The following is a 16,259-nucleotide window of genomic DNA, read 5'->3' as shown; positions in this document are numbered from 1 at the left end:
ATACGGTCTTTTTTTATTCGCCGAAGCACCGTTTGTGCGTGCCGAACCCGCAACAGGCCACGCGCGAACTTCAAGTAAGTTGTGAAGATTTCTTGCCGAAGCCATGTTCGGCGGGCTACCATCCGCTCATTACCGGTTTTCCCCAATGGCAAACGCCAGGCGTTTGTCTACTGCATTTTCATGCGGCGACTCTGGCTTCCCTTACTGATCGTGGTGTTTCTTGCAGCGTGTTCCAGCACGCCGCAGAAGACCTCGCACAGCGGCAGTTCGGGTTCGAGCGCCAATGCGTGGCGCACCAAGCCGCCGGGCTTCCCCAATTTCGTCGATCACAGCGTAGGGCGCGAGGAAATCTCCATCCAGGCGATGAGCCTCGTGGGCATTCCATACCGCTGGGGCGGCAATACGCCCGACAGCGGCTTCGATTGCAGCGGTCTGGTGAAATACGTGTTCGCGCGCTCGGCCCAAGTAGATCTGCCACGCACCACGGCCGATATCAGCCAGCGCGGCGAGGCCATCGATCCCGATGAAATCGCGGCTGGCGACCTCGTGTTCTTCAATACGACCGGCAGGCCGCACTCTCACGTAGGCATTTATGTCGGCAAGCTGCGCTTCGTCAATGCGCCGTCCACGGGTGGCACGGTGCGGCTCGACTACCTGACCAACCCGTACTGGGCCAAACATTTCGACGGCATTCGGCGCATGGCGCCAGCGAAGCGCGCCCCGACCACGCCGTTCGATACACCGACCTGGGAAGCCGCCACACCTGCGCCAGCCGCACAGGCGGCGGCTGTTGCGGCTGCGGCTCCCGCGCTTGGTCCGGCTCCAGCGGCGCCTTCAGCCTCGCGAACCAACGCCACCGCAACCGCCATGGCACCCGCCGCCACGCCGCCAGCACCGCGCGTTGCTATGGTGGATCAAAGCCGCTTGACGTCGACGCCGCAGCCCGCCTATGCCGGCAGCGCCGCGCCAGCCGATGCCTTCGAGCCGCCGCCTCCCGGCATGAGCGCAGCAGCACGCCAGGCCGCACAAGCGGGTTCGACGCCGATCGAGCCCGCATCGTCTTCAGATGCGCCCGCACAGATCATGCGGGCGTCGACGACCGGCGGCAGTGTCCCCGCCCCCACGCAATCGAGCGACGATCCGATCGCCCGCTTCGCCACCGGCTCGTTCTGAGCCGCGCGTCCGCAGCCGAACGCCCCAGCCGGGCCTTTGGCCGCGTGGCGTCCGCAACCCGCCAGCCCCTGGCCGAAAGGTCAATCAAAGACTTCGGCGGTTTCGCGCGCGCTGCGCGTCTGCTATCGTTTTGGGACTGTTTTTCACTTTCGCGCAGCGAGGCAGCGATGGAACTCGGACTCGGCAGCAAAGTGGTTCTGGTCACGGGCGGCAGCAAGGGAATCGGCCTCGCGTGCGCCCGCGCGTTCGCAAAGGAAGGCGCGAAAGTCGCGATCGTCTCGCGCGATCCCGCCAACCTGGCGCGCGCGCGCGAGCAACTGGCGAGCGAAGGGCTCCATATCCATCTCACGCGCGCCGACCTGCACGAGCCCCATAGCGCCGCCGACGTGGTCGAGGAAGTCACCACGGCCGTGGGGCCCATCGACATCCTCATCAACAGTGCGGGCGCCGCGCGCCGCTACGACCCGGAATCGCTCGACGCCGACGCGTTCAAGGCGACCATGGAAGCCAAGTACTTCCCGTACATCTACCCGCAGCAGGAGGTGCTGCGCCGCATGGTGGAACGCATCAAGGCTGGCGCGGCCCGGGAGCCGGGCGCGATCGTCAACATCATCGGGATGGGCGGCAAGTACGCAAGCGACATCCATATCGCGGGTGGCGCGGCGAATGCGGCGCTCATGCTCGCCACGGTGGGGCTGGCGCATTATCACGCGCGCTACGGCATCCGTATCAACGCGATCAACCCGGGCGCGACGCTCACCGAACGCCTGCAAGAGGCCTTGCAACTGGAAGCGGAACACGAAAGCGTCAGCGCCGAAGAGGCGCTCGCTCGCGGCGAGGCCAGGGTGCCGCTCGGGCGCTATGCGAAGCCGGAGGAAATCGCCGACGTTGCACTCTTTCTGGCGAGCCGCCGGGCCAGCTACGTGACCGGCGCGATCGTGCCGATGGACGGCTGCACAACGCCGATCATCTGATCCGCAGGCGGGCATGCTCAATCGGGCGATCGGGCCACGCCCAAACAAGAACGGCGCCCGAAGGCGCCGCGCTGTCCAACCTGTCCTGGCTGACCGACTTACAGCAACCGGTGACCGATCCACCAGCCTGCTGCTGCGAGCGTGGCCGAAGCCGGAATCGTCAGAATCCAGGCCCAGACGATGTTGCCCGCCACGCCCCAGCGCACGGCGCTGAGCTTCTGGGTCGCACCCACGCCGACGATCGCACCGGTGATCGTATGCGTCGTGGACACGGGAATGCCCAGCGCCGAAGCCGTGAAGAGCGTGAGCGCCCCGCCCGACTCCGCGCAGAAGCCGCCCACGGGCTTGAGCTTGGTGATTTTTTGACCCATGGTGCGCACGATCCGCCAGCCGCCGAACAGCGTGCCGATGCCCATCGACAGATAACAGCCGCCGATCACCCAGATGGGCGGAGCCGCTGCCGTTGCCGAGGCGTAGCCCGTTGCGATCAGCAGCATCCAGATGATGCCGATGGTCTTTTGCGCGTCGTTGCCGCCGTGGCCGAGGCTGTAGAGACCCGCGGAGATCAGCTGCAGACGCCGGAAACGCCGGTCCACCTTGCTTGGCGGCGTGCGGAAATACAGCCACGACACCGTGAGCATGAAGAACGAGCCCAGCACGAAGCCGAGCAGCGGCGAGATGAAGATGAAGGCAACGGTCTTCATGAGGCCGTCGAAGTTCAACGAGTGCCAGCCCGACTTGGCGAGCGCGGCCCCCACAAGCCCGCCGATCAGCGCGTGCGACGAGCTCGACGGAATGCCGTAGTACCAGGTGAGCACGTTCCAGCCGATCGCCCCCACGAGCGCGCCGAACACCACGTAGTGGTCGACGATATCGGGGTCGATGGTGCCCTTGCCCACCGTCTGCGCCACCTTCAGGTGGAAGACGAAATAGGCAATCACGTTGAACATGGCGGCGAACGCCACGGCCTGCTGCGGCTTGAGCACGCCCGTCGACACGACGGTGGCGATGGAATTCGCCGCGTCGTGAAAGCCGTTCATGAAGTCGAAGATGAGGGAGATGGCCACCAGTCCGACGACCACCCAGAGGGCGAGTTGTATCGAATGCATCGCGGTCCGCTCAGGCGTTCTCTAGCACGATGCCTTCGATGATGTTCGCGACATCCTCGCACTTGTCCGTGATCGCTTCGAGGATCTCGTAGATCGCCTTCAGCTTGATCAGCGTCTTGACATTGTCTTCCTCGCGGAAGAGCTTGGACATGGCCGCGCGCAGCAGCCGGTCCGCGTCCGATTCGAGGCGGTCGATGTCCTCGCACGCCTTCAGGATCTCGCGCGCCTGCTTCATGTCGGAGAGCAGCGCCACTGCCGCCTGCACGCGCTCGGCCGTGGCCGTGACCACGTGCGCGAGCTGGCTGGCCTCGGAGGTCACCGACTGCACGTCGTACAGCGAGATGGCCGTGGCGACGTCCTCCATGAGGTCGAGGCAGTCGTCCATCGTCGTGATCAGCTTGTGGATCTCGTCGCGGTCCAGCGGCGTGATGAAGGTCTTGTGCAGCAGGTCGATGGCTTCGTGCGTGAGCTTGTCGGCGGCCTTTTCGGCGGTCTGCACGTTCTGTTTATGAACTTCCGCATCAGCCAGATTGTCGATCAGGAGCTCGAGCTCGCGGGCTGCGGATACGATGCACTTTGCGTGCGCGTTGAAGATTTCGAAGAACTTGCCCTCAGTGGGCATGAATCGACCGAACATTGGAATCCCGGTAATTGGTCTCGGATCGCCGTCACAAAACGGCAAGATAGCCGTCATAAAACGGCGACATTGTATCGTCACGGGCTGGACGCCGCATGCATTCCGGGATGTCACAACATGGTTTGCGCCACTTTGGCGCAAGCCCGACCCCCGTTTCCCTGCGGAATCCCCGCTACTTCGCCTTACTCGCCGTAGAAGTTCTGCGCGCCGGCAAAATTGTCGAACTTCGTGTATTGGCCGTGGAACGTGAGTCGAACTGGCCCGATCGGACCATTACGCTGCTTACCGATGATGATCTCGGCAGTGCCTTTATCAGGGCTGTCGGGATTGTAGACTTCATCGCGGTAGATAAACAGAATGACGTCCGCATCCTGTTCGATGGCGCCCGATTCGCGCAGGTCGGACATGACCGGACGCTTGTTGGGACGCTGTTCGAGACCGCGGTTGAGCTGTGACAGCGCGATCACGGGCACGTCGAGCTCCTTCGCGAGACTCTTGAGCGAGCGCGAAATCTCCGAAATCTCTGTCGCGCGATTTTCGCCCGACGAAGAACCGCTCATCAGCTGGAGGTAATCGATGATGATGAGCCCGAGCTTGCCGCACTGGCGCGACAGACGCCGCGCGCGCGAGCGCAGCTCCATCGGGTTCAGGCCGCCGGTTTCGTCGATGAAGATTTGCGCCTCGCTCATTTTCTGCACAGCGTGCGTGAGCTTGGGCCAATCCTCGTCGGTGAGACGGCCCGTGCGCATACGATGCTGGTCCAGCCGCCCGACCGAACCGAGCATCCGCATGATGAGCTGCGTGCCCGGCATTTCCATCGAAAACACCGCGACCGGCAACCCGTACTCCACGGCCACGTATTCGCCAACGTTCATGGAAAATGCGGTTTTGCCCATCGACGGACGTCCCGCCACGATGATCAACTCTCCGCCGTGCATGCCCGAGGTCATGCGGTCGAGGTCGATGAACCCGGTGGGCGTGCCCGTCACGTCGCTCGGATTGGCCGTGTGGTAGAGCGTGTCGATGCGCTCGACCACCTGCGTGAGCAGCGGCCCGATTTCGAGGAAGCCCTGGGTGCCGCGCGCGCCGTCCTCGGCGATCGAGAACACCTTCGCCTCGGCTTCGTCGAGCAGTTGCCGCACTTCCTTGCCCTGGGGGTTGAAAGCATCGGCGGAAATTTCGTCGGCGACCGACACCAGGCGGCGCAGCACCGCGCGGTCGCGCACGATTTCGGCGTAGCGGCGAATGTTCGCGGCGCTCGGCGTGTTCTGCGCAAGCGCGTTCAGGTACGCGAGCCCGCCCACCTCCTCGGCCTTGCCCGAGGTGCCAAGCGCCTCGTACACGGTCACCACGTCGGCCGGGCGCGCGCCCGAAATCAGGCGACCGATATGTTCGAAGATGAGGCGGTGATCGTAGCGGTAGAAGTCGCTTTGCGAGAGGAAGTCGGCAATCCGGTCCCAGGCGCCGTTATCCAGCAGCAGGCCGCCGAGCACCGACTGTTCGGCCTCGATCGAATGCGGCGGGACTTTCAGCGATTCGAGTTGGGGGTCTTTCGGAGCGTTCATGGAGGGCAATTATCGGACAAGCCGGCTACCTGGAACAAGCAAAACGGCAGCAATTCGACGGCGCAGCGCCAGTACTTCAGAGGCGGCTGTGCGCACAACAAAAAAGGCAGAAGCCGCGGGGGGCTCCTGCCTTTTTTAATTTACAGCGCTCAAGCGGCCTGGCGGGTCGCCCCGCAGGCTGCCTGGATGCTTAGACGTGCTCGCCCAGCACCGACACCATGACGTCAACGAGGACGTCGGTGTGCAGCGAAACTTGCACCGGGTGGTCACCCACCATCTTCAGCGGGCCTTCCGGCAGACGCACTTGCGCCTTTTCCACTGCAAAGCCAACCTTGCCGAGCGCAACGGCGATGTCCGCGTTCGTGACCGAGCCGAACAGACGGCCGTCCACGCCAGCCTTCTGGCCGATCTGAACGGTCAGGCCGTTGAGCTTTTCGCCTTCGGCTTGAGCGGCTGCCAGCTTTTCAGCGGCGGCCTTTTCGAGTTCGGCGCGGCGAACTTCGAATTCAGCGATTGCGTCTTTCGTGGCACGGCGTGCCTTCTTGTTGGGGATCAGGAAGTTACGTGCGTAACCGTCCTTCACCTTGACGATGTCGCCGAGGTTACCCAGGTTGACGACTTTTTCCAGAAGAATGATCTGCATTCTATTGCTCCTTATCGCGTCGTCTTATTAGGCCTTGTGCTGGTCGGTGTACGGCATCAGCGCGAGGAAACGCGCGCGCTTGATAGCCGTGTCCAGCTGACGCTGATAGTGGGCCTTCGTACCCGTCAGACGAGCCGGCGTGATCTTGCCGTTTTCGCCGATGAAGTCCTTCAGCGTATCGAGGTCCTTGTAGTCGATCTGCTCGACGCCTGCAGCCGTGAAGCGGCAGAACTTCTTGCGCTTGAAGAGCGGGTTTTGTTGCTGACGACGCTTGTCGAATTTCTTACCAGTAGGGCGGGCCATGATTAGTCCTTTCCTGTGCCTTGCATTTCGGTGATGTGAAACACCAGGGTTCGCGCATTGCGGTGCTTTTTCGCCAGAAAACCGGTGAAGAGCGCTTCCACGCCCATTTCGCAGCTTTCGACGAGACCGCAGGCCTTGCCGGCCGCCACCGCGGGCATCGTGAGTTCGACGAAACGGGCAATGCCGGCTTCGACGACCTCCGTGCGGTGCTGCAACGTGACGCTTGCGATCGGAACGCCGGCGGGGGTGTACCGCACCGGTTCGCGTTCTACGACGCTAGCCGTAAGCTGCAGCCTGTTCACGGGACGAATTTAAGCAAATGAGTCAGGCAAATGAGCGTTGATCCTGGTGGCTTGTGTTATTAAGCCTGCGCTTCGGTCGGCTGGGCAGCCGCCTTCTTGGCTTCTTCGCGCTGCACTTCCTTCATCATCGGCGACGGGCCGGTTTCGGCCTTCTTCATCTTGACGATGAGGTGACGCAGAACAGCGTCGTTGAACTTGAATGCGTGTTCCAGCTCGTCGAGCGTGGTCTGGTCGCATTCGATGTTCATGCAGACGTAGTGAGCCTTCGCGAGTTTCTCGATCATGTAGGCCAGTTGACGACGGCCCCAGTCTTCGATGCGGTGGATCTGACCACCGTGCGACGTGATCGTGCTCTTGTAACGCTCGATCATCGCGGGCACTTGCTCGCTTTGATCGGGGTGCACGATGAATACGATTTCATAATGACGCATGAATCACTCCTTGTGGATTAAAGCCACCCGGGCGTCGGAACCGGTGCGGCAAGTGAGAAGCCGAAGATTGTAGCGCGATCTACCCCACTCATGCAACCGGAATTATGGTTTCGCGCAGCGTTTCGGGCATGTTTTCAAGGACTTGCGCGGCGACGCGTGCCCGCCGACGTCTCAGCCACTGCCGCTGCGGCTGTCCGCGAGCCGCGCGTCGAGCGCCGCGCGCAGGCCGGCGAGCGCGTCCGGGCCCGCATCGGTGACGGCCCACCAGGTCATGCCGGCGGCCTGCCAGCGGGCAAGCGAATAGCCTTCGCTAGCGCGAGGCGCGTCGGCCTCCGTCACCGGTCCCGCCACGCCGGGCGGGAATACATAGACGTCGATCACATGCTTGCGATAGCGGTAGACCAGCACCGCGACCCGTTCGCGCCCCACATAATCGAGGCGGCCGCCCGCGAGCGGGAAGCCTTGCGCCGAGAAGTCCTCAACGGGCGGCGCATAGTCGATGCGGCCGTTGAACCACGGCTTCACCGTATGGCGGTCGGTGGACACCACGTCGAGGTCGCGTCCCGAGATCTGCGCACGCACGTGGCTGGCCACGAGTTCCTCGACGAAAGCTCCACCGGCTGCCGGTTGGCGCAAATGCAAAACCGCCGCCACGCTCAGGATGCAAAGAACTACCACGGCGCCTGCAAACCCCGCGAGTCCCGCAGCAGGCGCGCCGGCCGTGCGCGCGCCGCCAGCGCCGTGGGCCGCCCCGCCAGTACCGCCCTCGCCCGCCGCACGCCCCCGCATGCCAGGCAACGGCCACCATCCGTGCAGCCAGCGGCGCCATGCGCCGGTTCGTGCCGGCTCCGCGTATCGGACGCTGTCCGAAATCGTCGGAGAGCTTTGCGCGGGCGGCAACGCCGCCACAATGCGCGCGGCCAAACTCTCCGGAGCCCGGTAGTAGGACGCCGCACGCGTCACACGGGAAATGGCCTCGACATTCGCAGCCGCGCTGCGGCATTGCGCGCAGCCAGCCAGATGCTCGCGCACGCGCCATTCGTCGGCGGCGGAAAGTTCACGGTCGACGCTCGCGTCGATCAGCGGGCGCGCTTCGTCACAGTTCATCAGGCGCCTCCGTGGCAGGACGTGGCACACACGGCCCCTGAGGCTCGCGCGCTCCGCCGTCGACGGCCGGCTCCTCCCGGAACCGGCCGTCGGATCCCCGGCCGGATGGTCTCCACGCTTTGCTGCTTGCCCCGAAATCTGCCTTGCTGGCTGCGTCATTGGCCCCGTTGTCGGCCATATTGCCCGCATCGCCGGTCGTCCTTTCAACCGTCTTTGCCGGCCCGGCCGCAGCATCACCGCTCCGCGCGTGCGCCGCCAGCATCGCGGCAAGGCGCTTGCGGCCCCGTGCGAGCCGCGACATCACCGTGCCCACCGGCACGTCGATGATCGCCGCGATCTCGCGATAACCGAACTCCTCCAGTTCGCGCAATACGAGCACCTCGCGGTACTCAACCGGCAGGCGCCGCAGCGCTTCCTGCACATGCCGCGCATCCTCGGCGCGGATCGCGAGCGCCTCCGGGTCGGCGCTGCCCGTGTCCCAGCCCTCCGGCGGCTGGTCGTCGCGCAACTCGTCGAACGGCGCCACTTCCTCCGCGCCCGCGCGCCGCCGCCACTCGTCGTACCAGACGCGCCGCACGATCGCGAGCAGCCAAGGCCGCGCGTGGTCGCCGCGAAACGCGTCGAAGAAGCGGAACGCCCGCAAAAAAGCTTCCTGCACAATGTCCTCAGCGTCGCCGGGGTTACGCGAGAGCCAGCGGGCGAGGTTGTACGCGGCGTCCAGATGCGGCAACGCCAGCGCCTGAAAACGGCGGCTGCGCTGCGCATCACCGGATCCCTCGTGCACTTCGTGCATCTCGTGCGCCCCGTTCGCGGATTCGCCCACGTCGTCCCCTCGCGCCTCATGGCTCATGGCTCATGGCTCACGGCGCGACCTCAACGCTCGCCGCTCGACACCGCGCACAACGCGCGCGCCGGCGCCGGTCTCGCTCATGCAATACCGGCACAGCGGTCAGTTTATTCCCGGGAAATGCGCGCGAAAACGAAAAATAAATCGGGAGTGCGCGGGCTGCAAACTCGGGCTCCGATCAAGCCACGCCGCTCCAGTACCCCGGCCGCGCGTAGACCTCTTTGAGGTAATCGATGAAATAGCGCACCCTCGCCGGCACATAGCGTTGCTGCGGGTACACGGCGAGGATGTCGTAGTCGGGCAGCGCGTACTCGTCGAGCACGGTCTCCAGTTCGCCGCGCGCGAGCTGCGCATCGATCTCCCACGTCGAACGCCAGCCAAGCCCGAGCCCTTCGGTGACCCAGCGGTGCAGCAGTTCGCCGTCGTTGCAGTCGAGCGTGCCGCCCACGCGCACGGTCGCGAGCTTGCCGTTGCGGCTGAAATACCAGCCACGGTTCTGGCCGCCCTGCAGATTGAACGCGAGACAATTGTGATTCGGCAGGTCTTCGAGCGTCTTCGGCTTGCCGTGCTTGCGAAAGTACTCAGGCGTGCCGCACACGACGCGCCGGTTCGTGGCGAGCTTCACCGCGACGAAATTCGGATCCACGGACCCGCCGATGCGAATCGACAGGTCGTAACCCTCGCGCACCAGATCGACCACTCGATCGGTCAGGTTGAACGAGACCTGGAGTTCGGGTTTGTCGGCGAGGAATGCGGGCGCGAGCGGCGCCACGTGCTTGCGCCCGAAGGCCGCCGGCGCCGAGACGATCAAATGTCCGTTGACCACGCGCCGTCCCGCGGACAGCTCGTTTTCGGCCTGTTCCCACTCCGACAGCAAGCCGCGGCAACGCTCGAGGAACGCGCTGCCCTCCTCGCTGACCACCAGCCGCCGCGTCGAGCGGTACATGAGTTTCACGCCGAGGCGCTTTTCGAGCGCGTCGATGCGCCGCCCGAGTATCACCGGCGAAACGCCCTCGGTCAGCGCGGCCGCCGCCAGGCTGCCCGCGTCTGCCACGCGCACAAAGGTTTCGATCTGCTTGAAGCGGTCCATTGCCTGCTCTCCTGTCCTGCACTGCCCGCGAAGCCGCACGCCCGAAAGCGCCGCCCCACGGCAATTCCATACTTTTTGTATCGGAATAAACAACCTGGGCTGATCTTATCAAACCTTTCTGGCACCTCTAAAGTGAGCCTCAATCGTTGTATCCAATGCCCGCCATCCCCATGGCGCAGCCCCTCAAAGCATTAGCAACATTCAGGAGACTTTTCATGGCCAAGATGAGAGCCGTCGACGCAGCCGTTCTGGTGCTCGAAAAAGAAGGCATCGACACCGCCTTTGGCGTGCCCGGCGCTGCAATCAACCCGTTCTACTCGGCGATGAAAAAAGCCGGCGGCATCACCCACGTGCTCGCCCGCCACGTCGAAGGCGCTTCGCACATGGCCGAAGGTTACACGCGTACCAACGCCGGCAACATCGGCGTGTGTATCGGCACCTCTGGCCCCGCTGGCACCGACATGATCACGGGCCTGTACTCCGCTTCGGCCGACTCGATTCCTATCCTCGCGATCACGGGTCAGGCACCGCGCGCGCGCCTGTACAAGGAAGACTTCCAGGCCGTCGACATCGAGTCGATCGCCAAGCCCGTCACGAAGTGGGCCGTCACCGTGCGTGAGCCGGCACTCGTGCCGCGCGTGTTCCAGCAGGCATTCCACCTGATGCGCTCGGGCCGTCCGGGTCCGGTGCTGGTCGACCTGCCGATCGACGTGCAGCTCGCCGAAATCGAATTCGACATCGACACGTACGAGCCGCTGCCGGTCTACAAGCCGCAAGCCACGCGCAAGCAGATCGAAGCCGCAATCGAACTCCTCAACGCCAGCGAAAAGCCGCTGATCGTCTCGGGCGGCGGCGTGCTCAACGCTGCGGCTGAAGACCTGCTCGTGCAGTTCGCTGAAATCGTGGGCGTGCCCGTGATCCCGACGCTGATGTCGTGGGGCGCGATTGCCGACGACCACCCGCTGATGGCCGGCATGGTCGGTCTGCAGACGTCGCACCGCTACGGCAACGCCACGATGCTCGCATCGGACTTCGTGCTCGGCATCGGCAACCGTTGGGCGAACCGCCACACGGGCAGCGTCGAGGTCTACACGAAGGGCCGCAAATTCGTGCACGTCGACATCGAGCCGACCCAGATTGGCCGCGTGTTCGGCCCGGATCTGGGCATCGTTTCGGACGCCAAGGCCGCGCTCGAACTGTTCGTCCAGGTCGCACAAGAGTGGAAGGCTGCGGGCAAGCTCAAGGACCGCAGCGCATGGGTCGCCGACTGCCAGGAACGCAAGCGCACGCTGCAGCGCAAGACGCACTTCGAAAACACGCCGATCAAGCCGCAGCGCGTGTACGAAGAAATGAACAAGGTGTTCGGCCGCGACACGTGCTACGTGAGCACGATCGGTCTCTCGCAGATCGCAGGCGCCCAGTTCCTGCACGTCTACAAGGCGCGCAACTGGATCAACTGCGGCCAGGCAGGCCCGCTCGGCTGGACGATTCCGGCAGCGCTCGGTGTGCGCGCAGCCGACCCGGCGCGCCCCATCGTGGCGCTCTCGGGCGACTACGACTTCCAGTTCATGATCGAAGAACTGGCAGCCGGCGCACAGTTCAAGCTGCCGTACGTCCACGTGCTCGTGAACAACTCGTACCTCGGTCTGATCCGCCAGGCACAGCGCGCGTTCGACATGGACTACTGCGTCCAGCTCGGCTTCGAGAACATCAACGCGCCTGAAATGAACGGCTACGGCGTCGATCACAAGACCGTGGTCGAAGGCCTCGGCTGCAAGGCACTGCGCGTGTTCAAGCCGGAAGAGATCGAGCCGGCGCTGAAGCAGGCACAAGCCATGGCCGCCGAGTTCAGCGTGCCGGTGGTGGTCGAAGTGATCCTCGAGCGTGTGACGAACATTTCGATGGGCGCCGAAATCGACGCGATCAACGAGTTCGAAGAGCTCGCCGAGAAGCCGGAGCACGCACCGACGGCGATCACCCCGCTGAACGCACTCGACTAAGCTCGAGCGCATTCAACCCAGCCTGAGCATCACCCAAGCAGGCCGCGCGTCCGGCATCGGCGCGCCGCCTGCCTGATTCCTTTTTACTGACCGACCAGCGAGACCCAGCACCATGCCAAAATTCGCCGCGAATCTCACCATGCTGTTTAACGAAGTGCCGTTCCTCGACCGCTTTGCCGCGGCAGCCGAGGCGGGCTTCGACGCAGTCGAATTCCTGTTCCCGTATCCGTTCAAGGCCGAGGAACTGGCCGAGCGCCTCGCCGCGCACAAGCTCAAGCTCGTGCTGCACAACCTGCCCGCCGGCAACTGGGAAGGCGGCGAGCGCGGCATTGCCTGCCTGCCCGAGCGCAAGGGCGAGTTCAAGGAAGGCGTCGGCCGTGCAATCGAGTACGCGAAAGCGCTGAACGTGCCGCAACTGAACTGCCTCGTGGGCATTCCCACGGCAGGCGTCGACCGCGACACCGCGCTTGCGACCATCGTCGAAAACCTGGGCTACGCCGCGGGCGAGCTCAAGCGCGAAGGCATCCGCCTGCTCGTCGAGCCGTGCAATTCGTACGACATCCCGGGCTTCGCGCTGAACCGTTCAGCCGAAGCGCTCGACGTGATCGCGAAGACCGGCTCGGACAATCTGTTCCTGCAGTACGACATCTATCACATGCAGCGCATGGAAGGCGAACTCGCCGCGACGATCAAGAAGCACTTCGCGAAGATCGCCCACATCCAGCTCGCCGACAACCCGGGCCGCAACGAGCCGGGCACGGGCGAGATCAACTACCCCTTCCTGTTCGATCTGCTCGACTCGCTCGGCTACGAAGGCTACATCGGCTGCGAGTACAAACCGCGCACGACGACCGTCGAAGGCCTCGGCTGGCTGCGCAGCGCGCAGCAACGCGCAGCTGAACTCGCCTGACCAGGTCGCGTCGACCACACACATCGAACCGCATTCGACTCAACGGAGACTTACAGATGGCAAAGATTGGTTTTATCGGCCTCGGCATCATGGGCTCGCACATGGCCCGCAACCTTCTGAAGGGCGGCCACGAACTCGTCGTGAACGGCAAGTTCCCGGTGCCTGAAGACCTCAGCAAGCAGGCCACCGTGGTCGCCGACTCGACGGCCGTCGCGCAGGCTTCGGACGTCATCATCCTGATGGTGCCGGACACCCCCGACGTCCAGAAGGTGCTGTTCGCCGAAGACGGCGTTGCGAAGGGCCTCTCGGCCGGCAAGCTCGTGATCGACATGAGCTCGATCTCGCCGATCGAAACGCAGGAGTTCGCCAAGCAGATCAACGCACTCGGCTGCGACTACCTCGACGCACCGGTTTCGGGCGGCGAAGTCGGCGCGCGCGAAGCGACGCTCACGATCATGGTCGGTGGCCCGGAGAAGTCGTTCGAAATCGCCAAGCCGCTGTTCGCGCTGATGGGCAAGAACATCTCGCTGATCGGCGAGAACGGCGCAGGCCAGACCACCAAGGTCGCGAACCAGATCATCGTCGCGCTGAACATCGAAGCCGTGGCGGAAGCCCTGCTGTTCGCAGCACGCTCGGGCGCCGATCCGGAGCGCGTTCGCCGTGCCCTGATGGGCGGCTTCGCTGCATCGCGCATTCTCGAAGTGCACGGCGAGCGCATGACCAAGCGCACGTTCGATCCGGGCTTCCGCATCGAACTGCACCAGAAGGACCTGAACCTCGCCATCGACGGCGCACGCAAGCTGGGCATCGCCCTGCCGCACACCGCCAGCGCACAGCAACTCTTCAGCGTGTGTGCAGCAAACGGCGGCAAGGCATGGGACCACTCGGCAATGGTCCGCGCGCTCGAGATCATGGCCAACTTCGAAATCACCGAAAGCAAGAAGGCTTAAATCAACGCCGCTCGAGTTGCTCCCGCGACTCGAAAGCGGCTTGATCGAGTCGTTCCGCAGTAGAGGCATTGCACGCGACACCCGCGCGCAATGCCTCGTTGAGATTTTGCAGCAAGCAGCATCCAGATTCCGGCTGGCGCGAACCATACGCGACGGCCACAAGTGGGGCGCTTCGTGGTGGCGGCAACCATCGCGGAGCAAATCGGGGCCGCTCTGGGCTGAGGGCGGCCAGTGGGGTCCGAAAGCGGCACTCGGTGACGGCGGGGAAGCCTTGGTCGGTCAGACGTCATCACCGGGTGTCCGCCTGTCGGATTGCGACACTCCATCAGCCAGCATGCATGCGGCGCGACAGCGCTCTCGTCTTCTACACACTCCCCACCCTGCTCTCGCGCAACGCCTGCCGCGCACTTCACACTCTTTAACGCTCGAACGCTGGACGTCCTCGCCCCTGCGTTTCTAGAATCGTGCTTTCATTCGTCTGTCATGCAGACGGCGCAAGGTGGACCCGCTACCCAATGCGTGGCTACCCAATCAATCCCAGCACGTGAGGAGTGTGATCGATGGGCATCATCAACTTCATCAAGGAAGCCGGCGAAAAACTGTTCGGCGCGGCCGCCGCTCCGGCTCAGGCCGCCGAAACCGCGGCTGCGCCAGCCGCGAATCTCGCCGATCTGAACCAGAAGGCCGGCGATGCAATCGCCGCCTATATCCGCTCGCAGGGCCTCGACGCCGACAATCTCGGCGTGACCTATGACGGCGTTTCGCACACGGTCACCGTCACGGGCAATGCCGTTGACCAGGCAACCAAGGAAAAGATTCTGGTGGCCGCCGGCAATGTCCAGAACGTGGACAAGGTCGACGACCAGATGAGCGTGACGAACCCCGCGCCCGAAGCACAGCATCACACCGTGGTCTCGGGTGACAACCTCTGGAAGATCGCCGAGAAGTACTACGGCAGCGGAGCGAAAAACGACGTCATTTTCCAGGCGAACACGCCGATGCTCAAGAGCCCGGACAAGATCTACCCGGGCCAGGTGCTCGTGATTCCGCCGCTGCAATAAGGCGCCGGGATGAAAATGAAACGGGCCTTGCGGAGCAATCCGCAAGGCCCGTTTGCATGGTTGCTGGCGTTTGGCGCTTATCGTTCAGTACGTATCGAACACGCGTTGCAACGCATCCTTCCCGCTCGTGCCCGCCGCAAGCGCGAGCATCAGCAGCACGCGCGCCTTGTAGGGGTTCAGCGTGCCCGCCGAGACGAAGCCGAGCGCATCGTCCTTCGCCGCACCGTTGTGCATCACGTGTCCCGACCCCACACGCGAAGCGCGCACCACGGCGACACCGCGCACCGCCGCTTCGGCAAGCGCCTGCTGCAGCGTGATGTGAATCGAGCCATTGCCGGTACCGGCCACGACGATGCCGTGCACACCCACGCTCACGAGCGCATCTACGGCGATGCGCGTGACGCCCGCGTAGCTCGTGACGATCTCCACCTGCGGCCATAGCCCGGCCGCATTGAAGGGCGCATCCACGGTATGGGGACGCAGCGCGCGCCGCTGGAATTCCACGCGAGCGTCCTGCACCCAGCCCAGCGCGCCGATCTCGGGCGACTGGAAGGCATCCACCGCATAGGTGCTGATCTTGACGACGTCGCGCGCGCAATGGATGCGGTTATTGAACGCCACCAGCACGCCCTGCCCGGCCGCCTGGCCGCTCGCCGCGAGCGCCACGGCATTGAGCAGGTTCAGCGGGCCGTCGGCGGAAAGCGCCGAGGCGGGGCGCATCGCCGCCGTGAGGATCACGGGCTTGGTGCTCTTGACCGTGAGATGCAGGAAATAGGCGGTTTCTTCGAGCGTATCGGTGCCATGCGTGATGACGACGGCATCGATGTCGTCGTCCGCGAGCAACTCGTTCACGCGCTGCGCGAGCGCGCTCCAGAGGGCGAACGACATGTCTTTACTGTCGACGCTCGCAACCTGCTCGGCATGGATCCGCGCGAGTGCGTTGAGACCCGGTACGGCTGCCAGCAGTTGCGCCACGCCGATCACGCCAGCCTGATAGCCGGCGGTATTGGCCGCGTCGGGCGCGGAGCCCGCGATGGTGCCGCCAGTGGCCAGCACGGCGACGCGTGGCAGCGACTGGGCGCCAGACGGGGTTTGGGGGGAAGTGGACGTATTCATGGCGGCGATTCTAAGCGAATCGCCGCTCGCCCCGAAATAGA

General features: G+C 64.2%; 17 protein-coding genes. 6 read left to right on the top strand and 11 right to left on the bottom strand.

Going from position 1 to position 16,259, the window contains the following annotated elements; translation table 11 throughout:
- Positions 1–180 precede the first annotated feature (180 nt).
- Positions 181–1,173 carry a C40 family peptidase gene (locus NH14_RS23440; protein ID WP_035526175.1) on the top strand — a complete coding sequence of 331 codons (993 nt, stop codon included), beginning with the start codon at positions 181–183 and terminating at the stop codon, positions 1,171–1,173.
- Positions 1,174–1,340: 167 nt separating this feature from the next.
- Positions 1,341–2,147: an SDR family oxidoreductase gene (locus tag NH14_RS23435; RefSeq protein ID WP_035526172.1), complete on the top strand. Its 807-nt coding sequence runs from the start codon at positions 1,341–1,343 to the stop codon at positions 2,145–2,147.
- Between the two features lie 98 nt (positions 2,148–2,245).
- On the opposite strand, the gene NH14_RS23430 is transcribed toward NH14_RS23435, so the two are convergent.
- From NH14_RS23430 to NH14_RS23385, 10 genes are all read right to left on the bottom strand, one after another.
- Complete coding sequence (locus tag NH14_RS23430) at positions 2,246–3,256, bottom strand: inorganic phosphate transporter (RefSeq protein WP_035526169.1); 1,011 nt, start codon at positions 3,254–3,256, stop codon at positions 2,246–2,248.
- A gap of 10 nt (positions 3,257–3,266) precedes the next feature.
- The gene (locus NH14_RS23425) at positions 3,267–3,893 is read right to left on the bottom strand and encodes a DUF47 domain-containing protein (RefSeq protein WP_035526166.1); all 627 of its coding nucleotides are present in this window, start codon (positions 3,891–3,893) and stop codon (positions 3,267–3,269) included.
- Between the two features lie 182 nt (positions 3,894–4,075).
- Positions 4,076–5,458, bottom strand: a complete 1,383-nt coding sequence (locus NH14_RS23420; protein ID WP_035526163.1) for a replicative DNA helicase — start codon at positions 5,456–5,458, stop codon at positions 4,076–4,078.
- 190 nt (positions 5,459–5,648) lie between these two features.
- Positions 5,649–6,101 (bottom strand): 50S ribosomal protein L9, encoded by a 453-nt coding sequence (gene rplI / locus NH14_RS23415; protein ID WP_035526160.1) that lies wholly within the window; start codon positions 6,099–6,101, stop codon positions 5,649–5,651.
- Positions 6,102–6,128: 27 nt separating this feature from the next.
- Positions 6,129–6,404, bottom strand: coding sequence for a 30S ribosomal protein S18 (gene rpsR, locus NH14_RS23410; protein WP_035526157.1), 276 nt, complete (start codon positions 6,402–6,404; stop codon positions 6,129–6,131).
- 2 nt (positions 6,405–6,406) lie between these two features.
- Positions 6,407–6,706, bottom strand: coding sequence for a primosomal replication protein N (gene priB, locus NH14_RS23405; protein ID WP_028216786.1), 300 nt, complete (start codon positions 6,704–6,706; stop codon positions 6,407–6,409).
- A 59-nt stretch (positions 6,707–6,765) separates the two neighbouring features.
- Positions 6,766–7,137 carry a 30S ribosomal protein S6 gene (gene rpsF, locus NH14_RS23400; RefSeq protein ID WP_027818337.1) on the bottom strand — a complete coding sequence of 124 codons (372 nt, stop codon included), beginning with the start codon at positions 7,135–7,137 and terminating at the stop codon, positions 6,766–6,768.
- Positions 7,138–7,308: 171 nt separating this feature from the next.
- A complete protein-coding gene (locus NH14_RS23395) occupies positions 7,309–8,244 on the bottom strand; it encodes a zf-HC2 domain-containing protein (protein ID WP_035526150.1) in 936 nt (311 codons plus the stop codon).
- Entirely contained in the window at positions 8,234–9,037 is an 804-nt protein-coding gene (locus NH14_RS23390) for an RNA polymerase sigma factor (protein WP_084225398.1), read from the bottom strand. The genes NH14_RS23395 and NH14_RS23390 overlap by 11 nt, the downstream gene beginning before the upstream one ends.
- A gap of 232 nt (positions 9,038–9,269) precedes the next feature.
- Positions 9,270–10,181: a LysR family transcriptional regulator gene (locus tag NH14_RS23385; protein ID WP_035526148.1), complete on the bottom strand. Its 912-nt coding sequence runs from the start codon at positions 10,179–10,181 to the stop codon at positions 9,270–9,272.
- A gap of 215 nt (positions 10,182–10,396) precedes the next feature.
- On the opposite strand from NH14_RS23385, the gene gcl reads away from it, so the two are divergent.
- From gcl to lysM, 4 genes are all read left to right on the top strand, one after another.
- Complete coding sequence (gene gcl, locus NH14_RS23380; protein WP_035526145.1) at positions 10,397–12,181, top strand: glyoxylate carboligase; 1,785 nt, start codon at positions 10,397–10,399, stop codon at positions 12,179–12,181.
- Positions 12,182–12,293: 112 nt separating this feature from the next.
- Positions 12,294–13,091: a hydroxypyruvate isomerase gene (gene hyi / locus NH14_RS23375; RefSeq protein ID WP_035526143.1), complete on the top strand. Its 798-nt coding sequence runs from the start codon at positions 12,294–12,296 to the stop codon at positions 13,089–13,091.
- A 32-nt stretch (positions 13,092–13,123) separates the two neighbouring features.
- Complete coding sequence (locus tag NH14_RS23370; RefSeq protein ID WP_331253469.1) at positions 13,124–14,041, top strand: 2-hydroxy-3-oxopropionate reductase; 918 nt, start codon at positions 13,124–13,126, stop codon at positions 14,039–14,041.
- 560 nt (positions 14,042–14,601) lie between these two features.
- Entirely contained in the window at positions 14,602–15,102 is a 501-nt protein-coding gene (lysM, locus tag NH14_RS23365) for a peptidoglycan-binding protein LysM (RefSeq protein WP_035526137.1), read from the top strand.
- A gap of 84 nt (positions 15,103–15,186) precedes the next feature.
- Here lysM and NH14_RS23360 read toward each other — a convergent pair whose 3' ends face one another.
- Entirely contained in the window at positions 15,187–16,218 is a 1,032-nt protein-coding gene (locus NH14_RS23360) for an asparaginase (protein ID WP_035526133.1), read from the bottom strand.
- Positions 16,219–16,259: the final 41 nt, after the last annotated feature.

It is taken from the genome of Paraburkholderia sacchari (genome assembly GCF_000785435.2).
Classification (GTDB): Bacteria; Pseudomonadota; Gammaproteobacteria; order Burkholderiales; family Burkholderiaceae; genus Paraburkholderia; species Paraburkholderia sacchari.
This window is presented reverse-complemented; position numbering and strand designations above follow the sequence as displayed.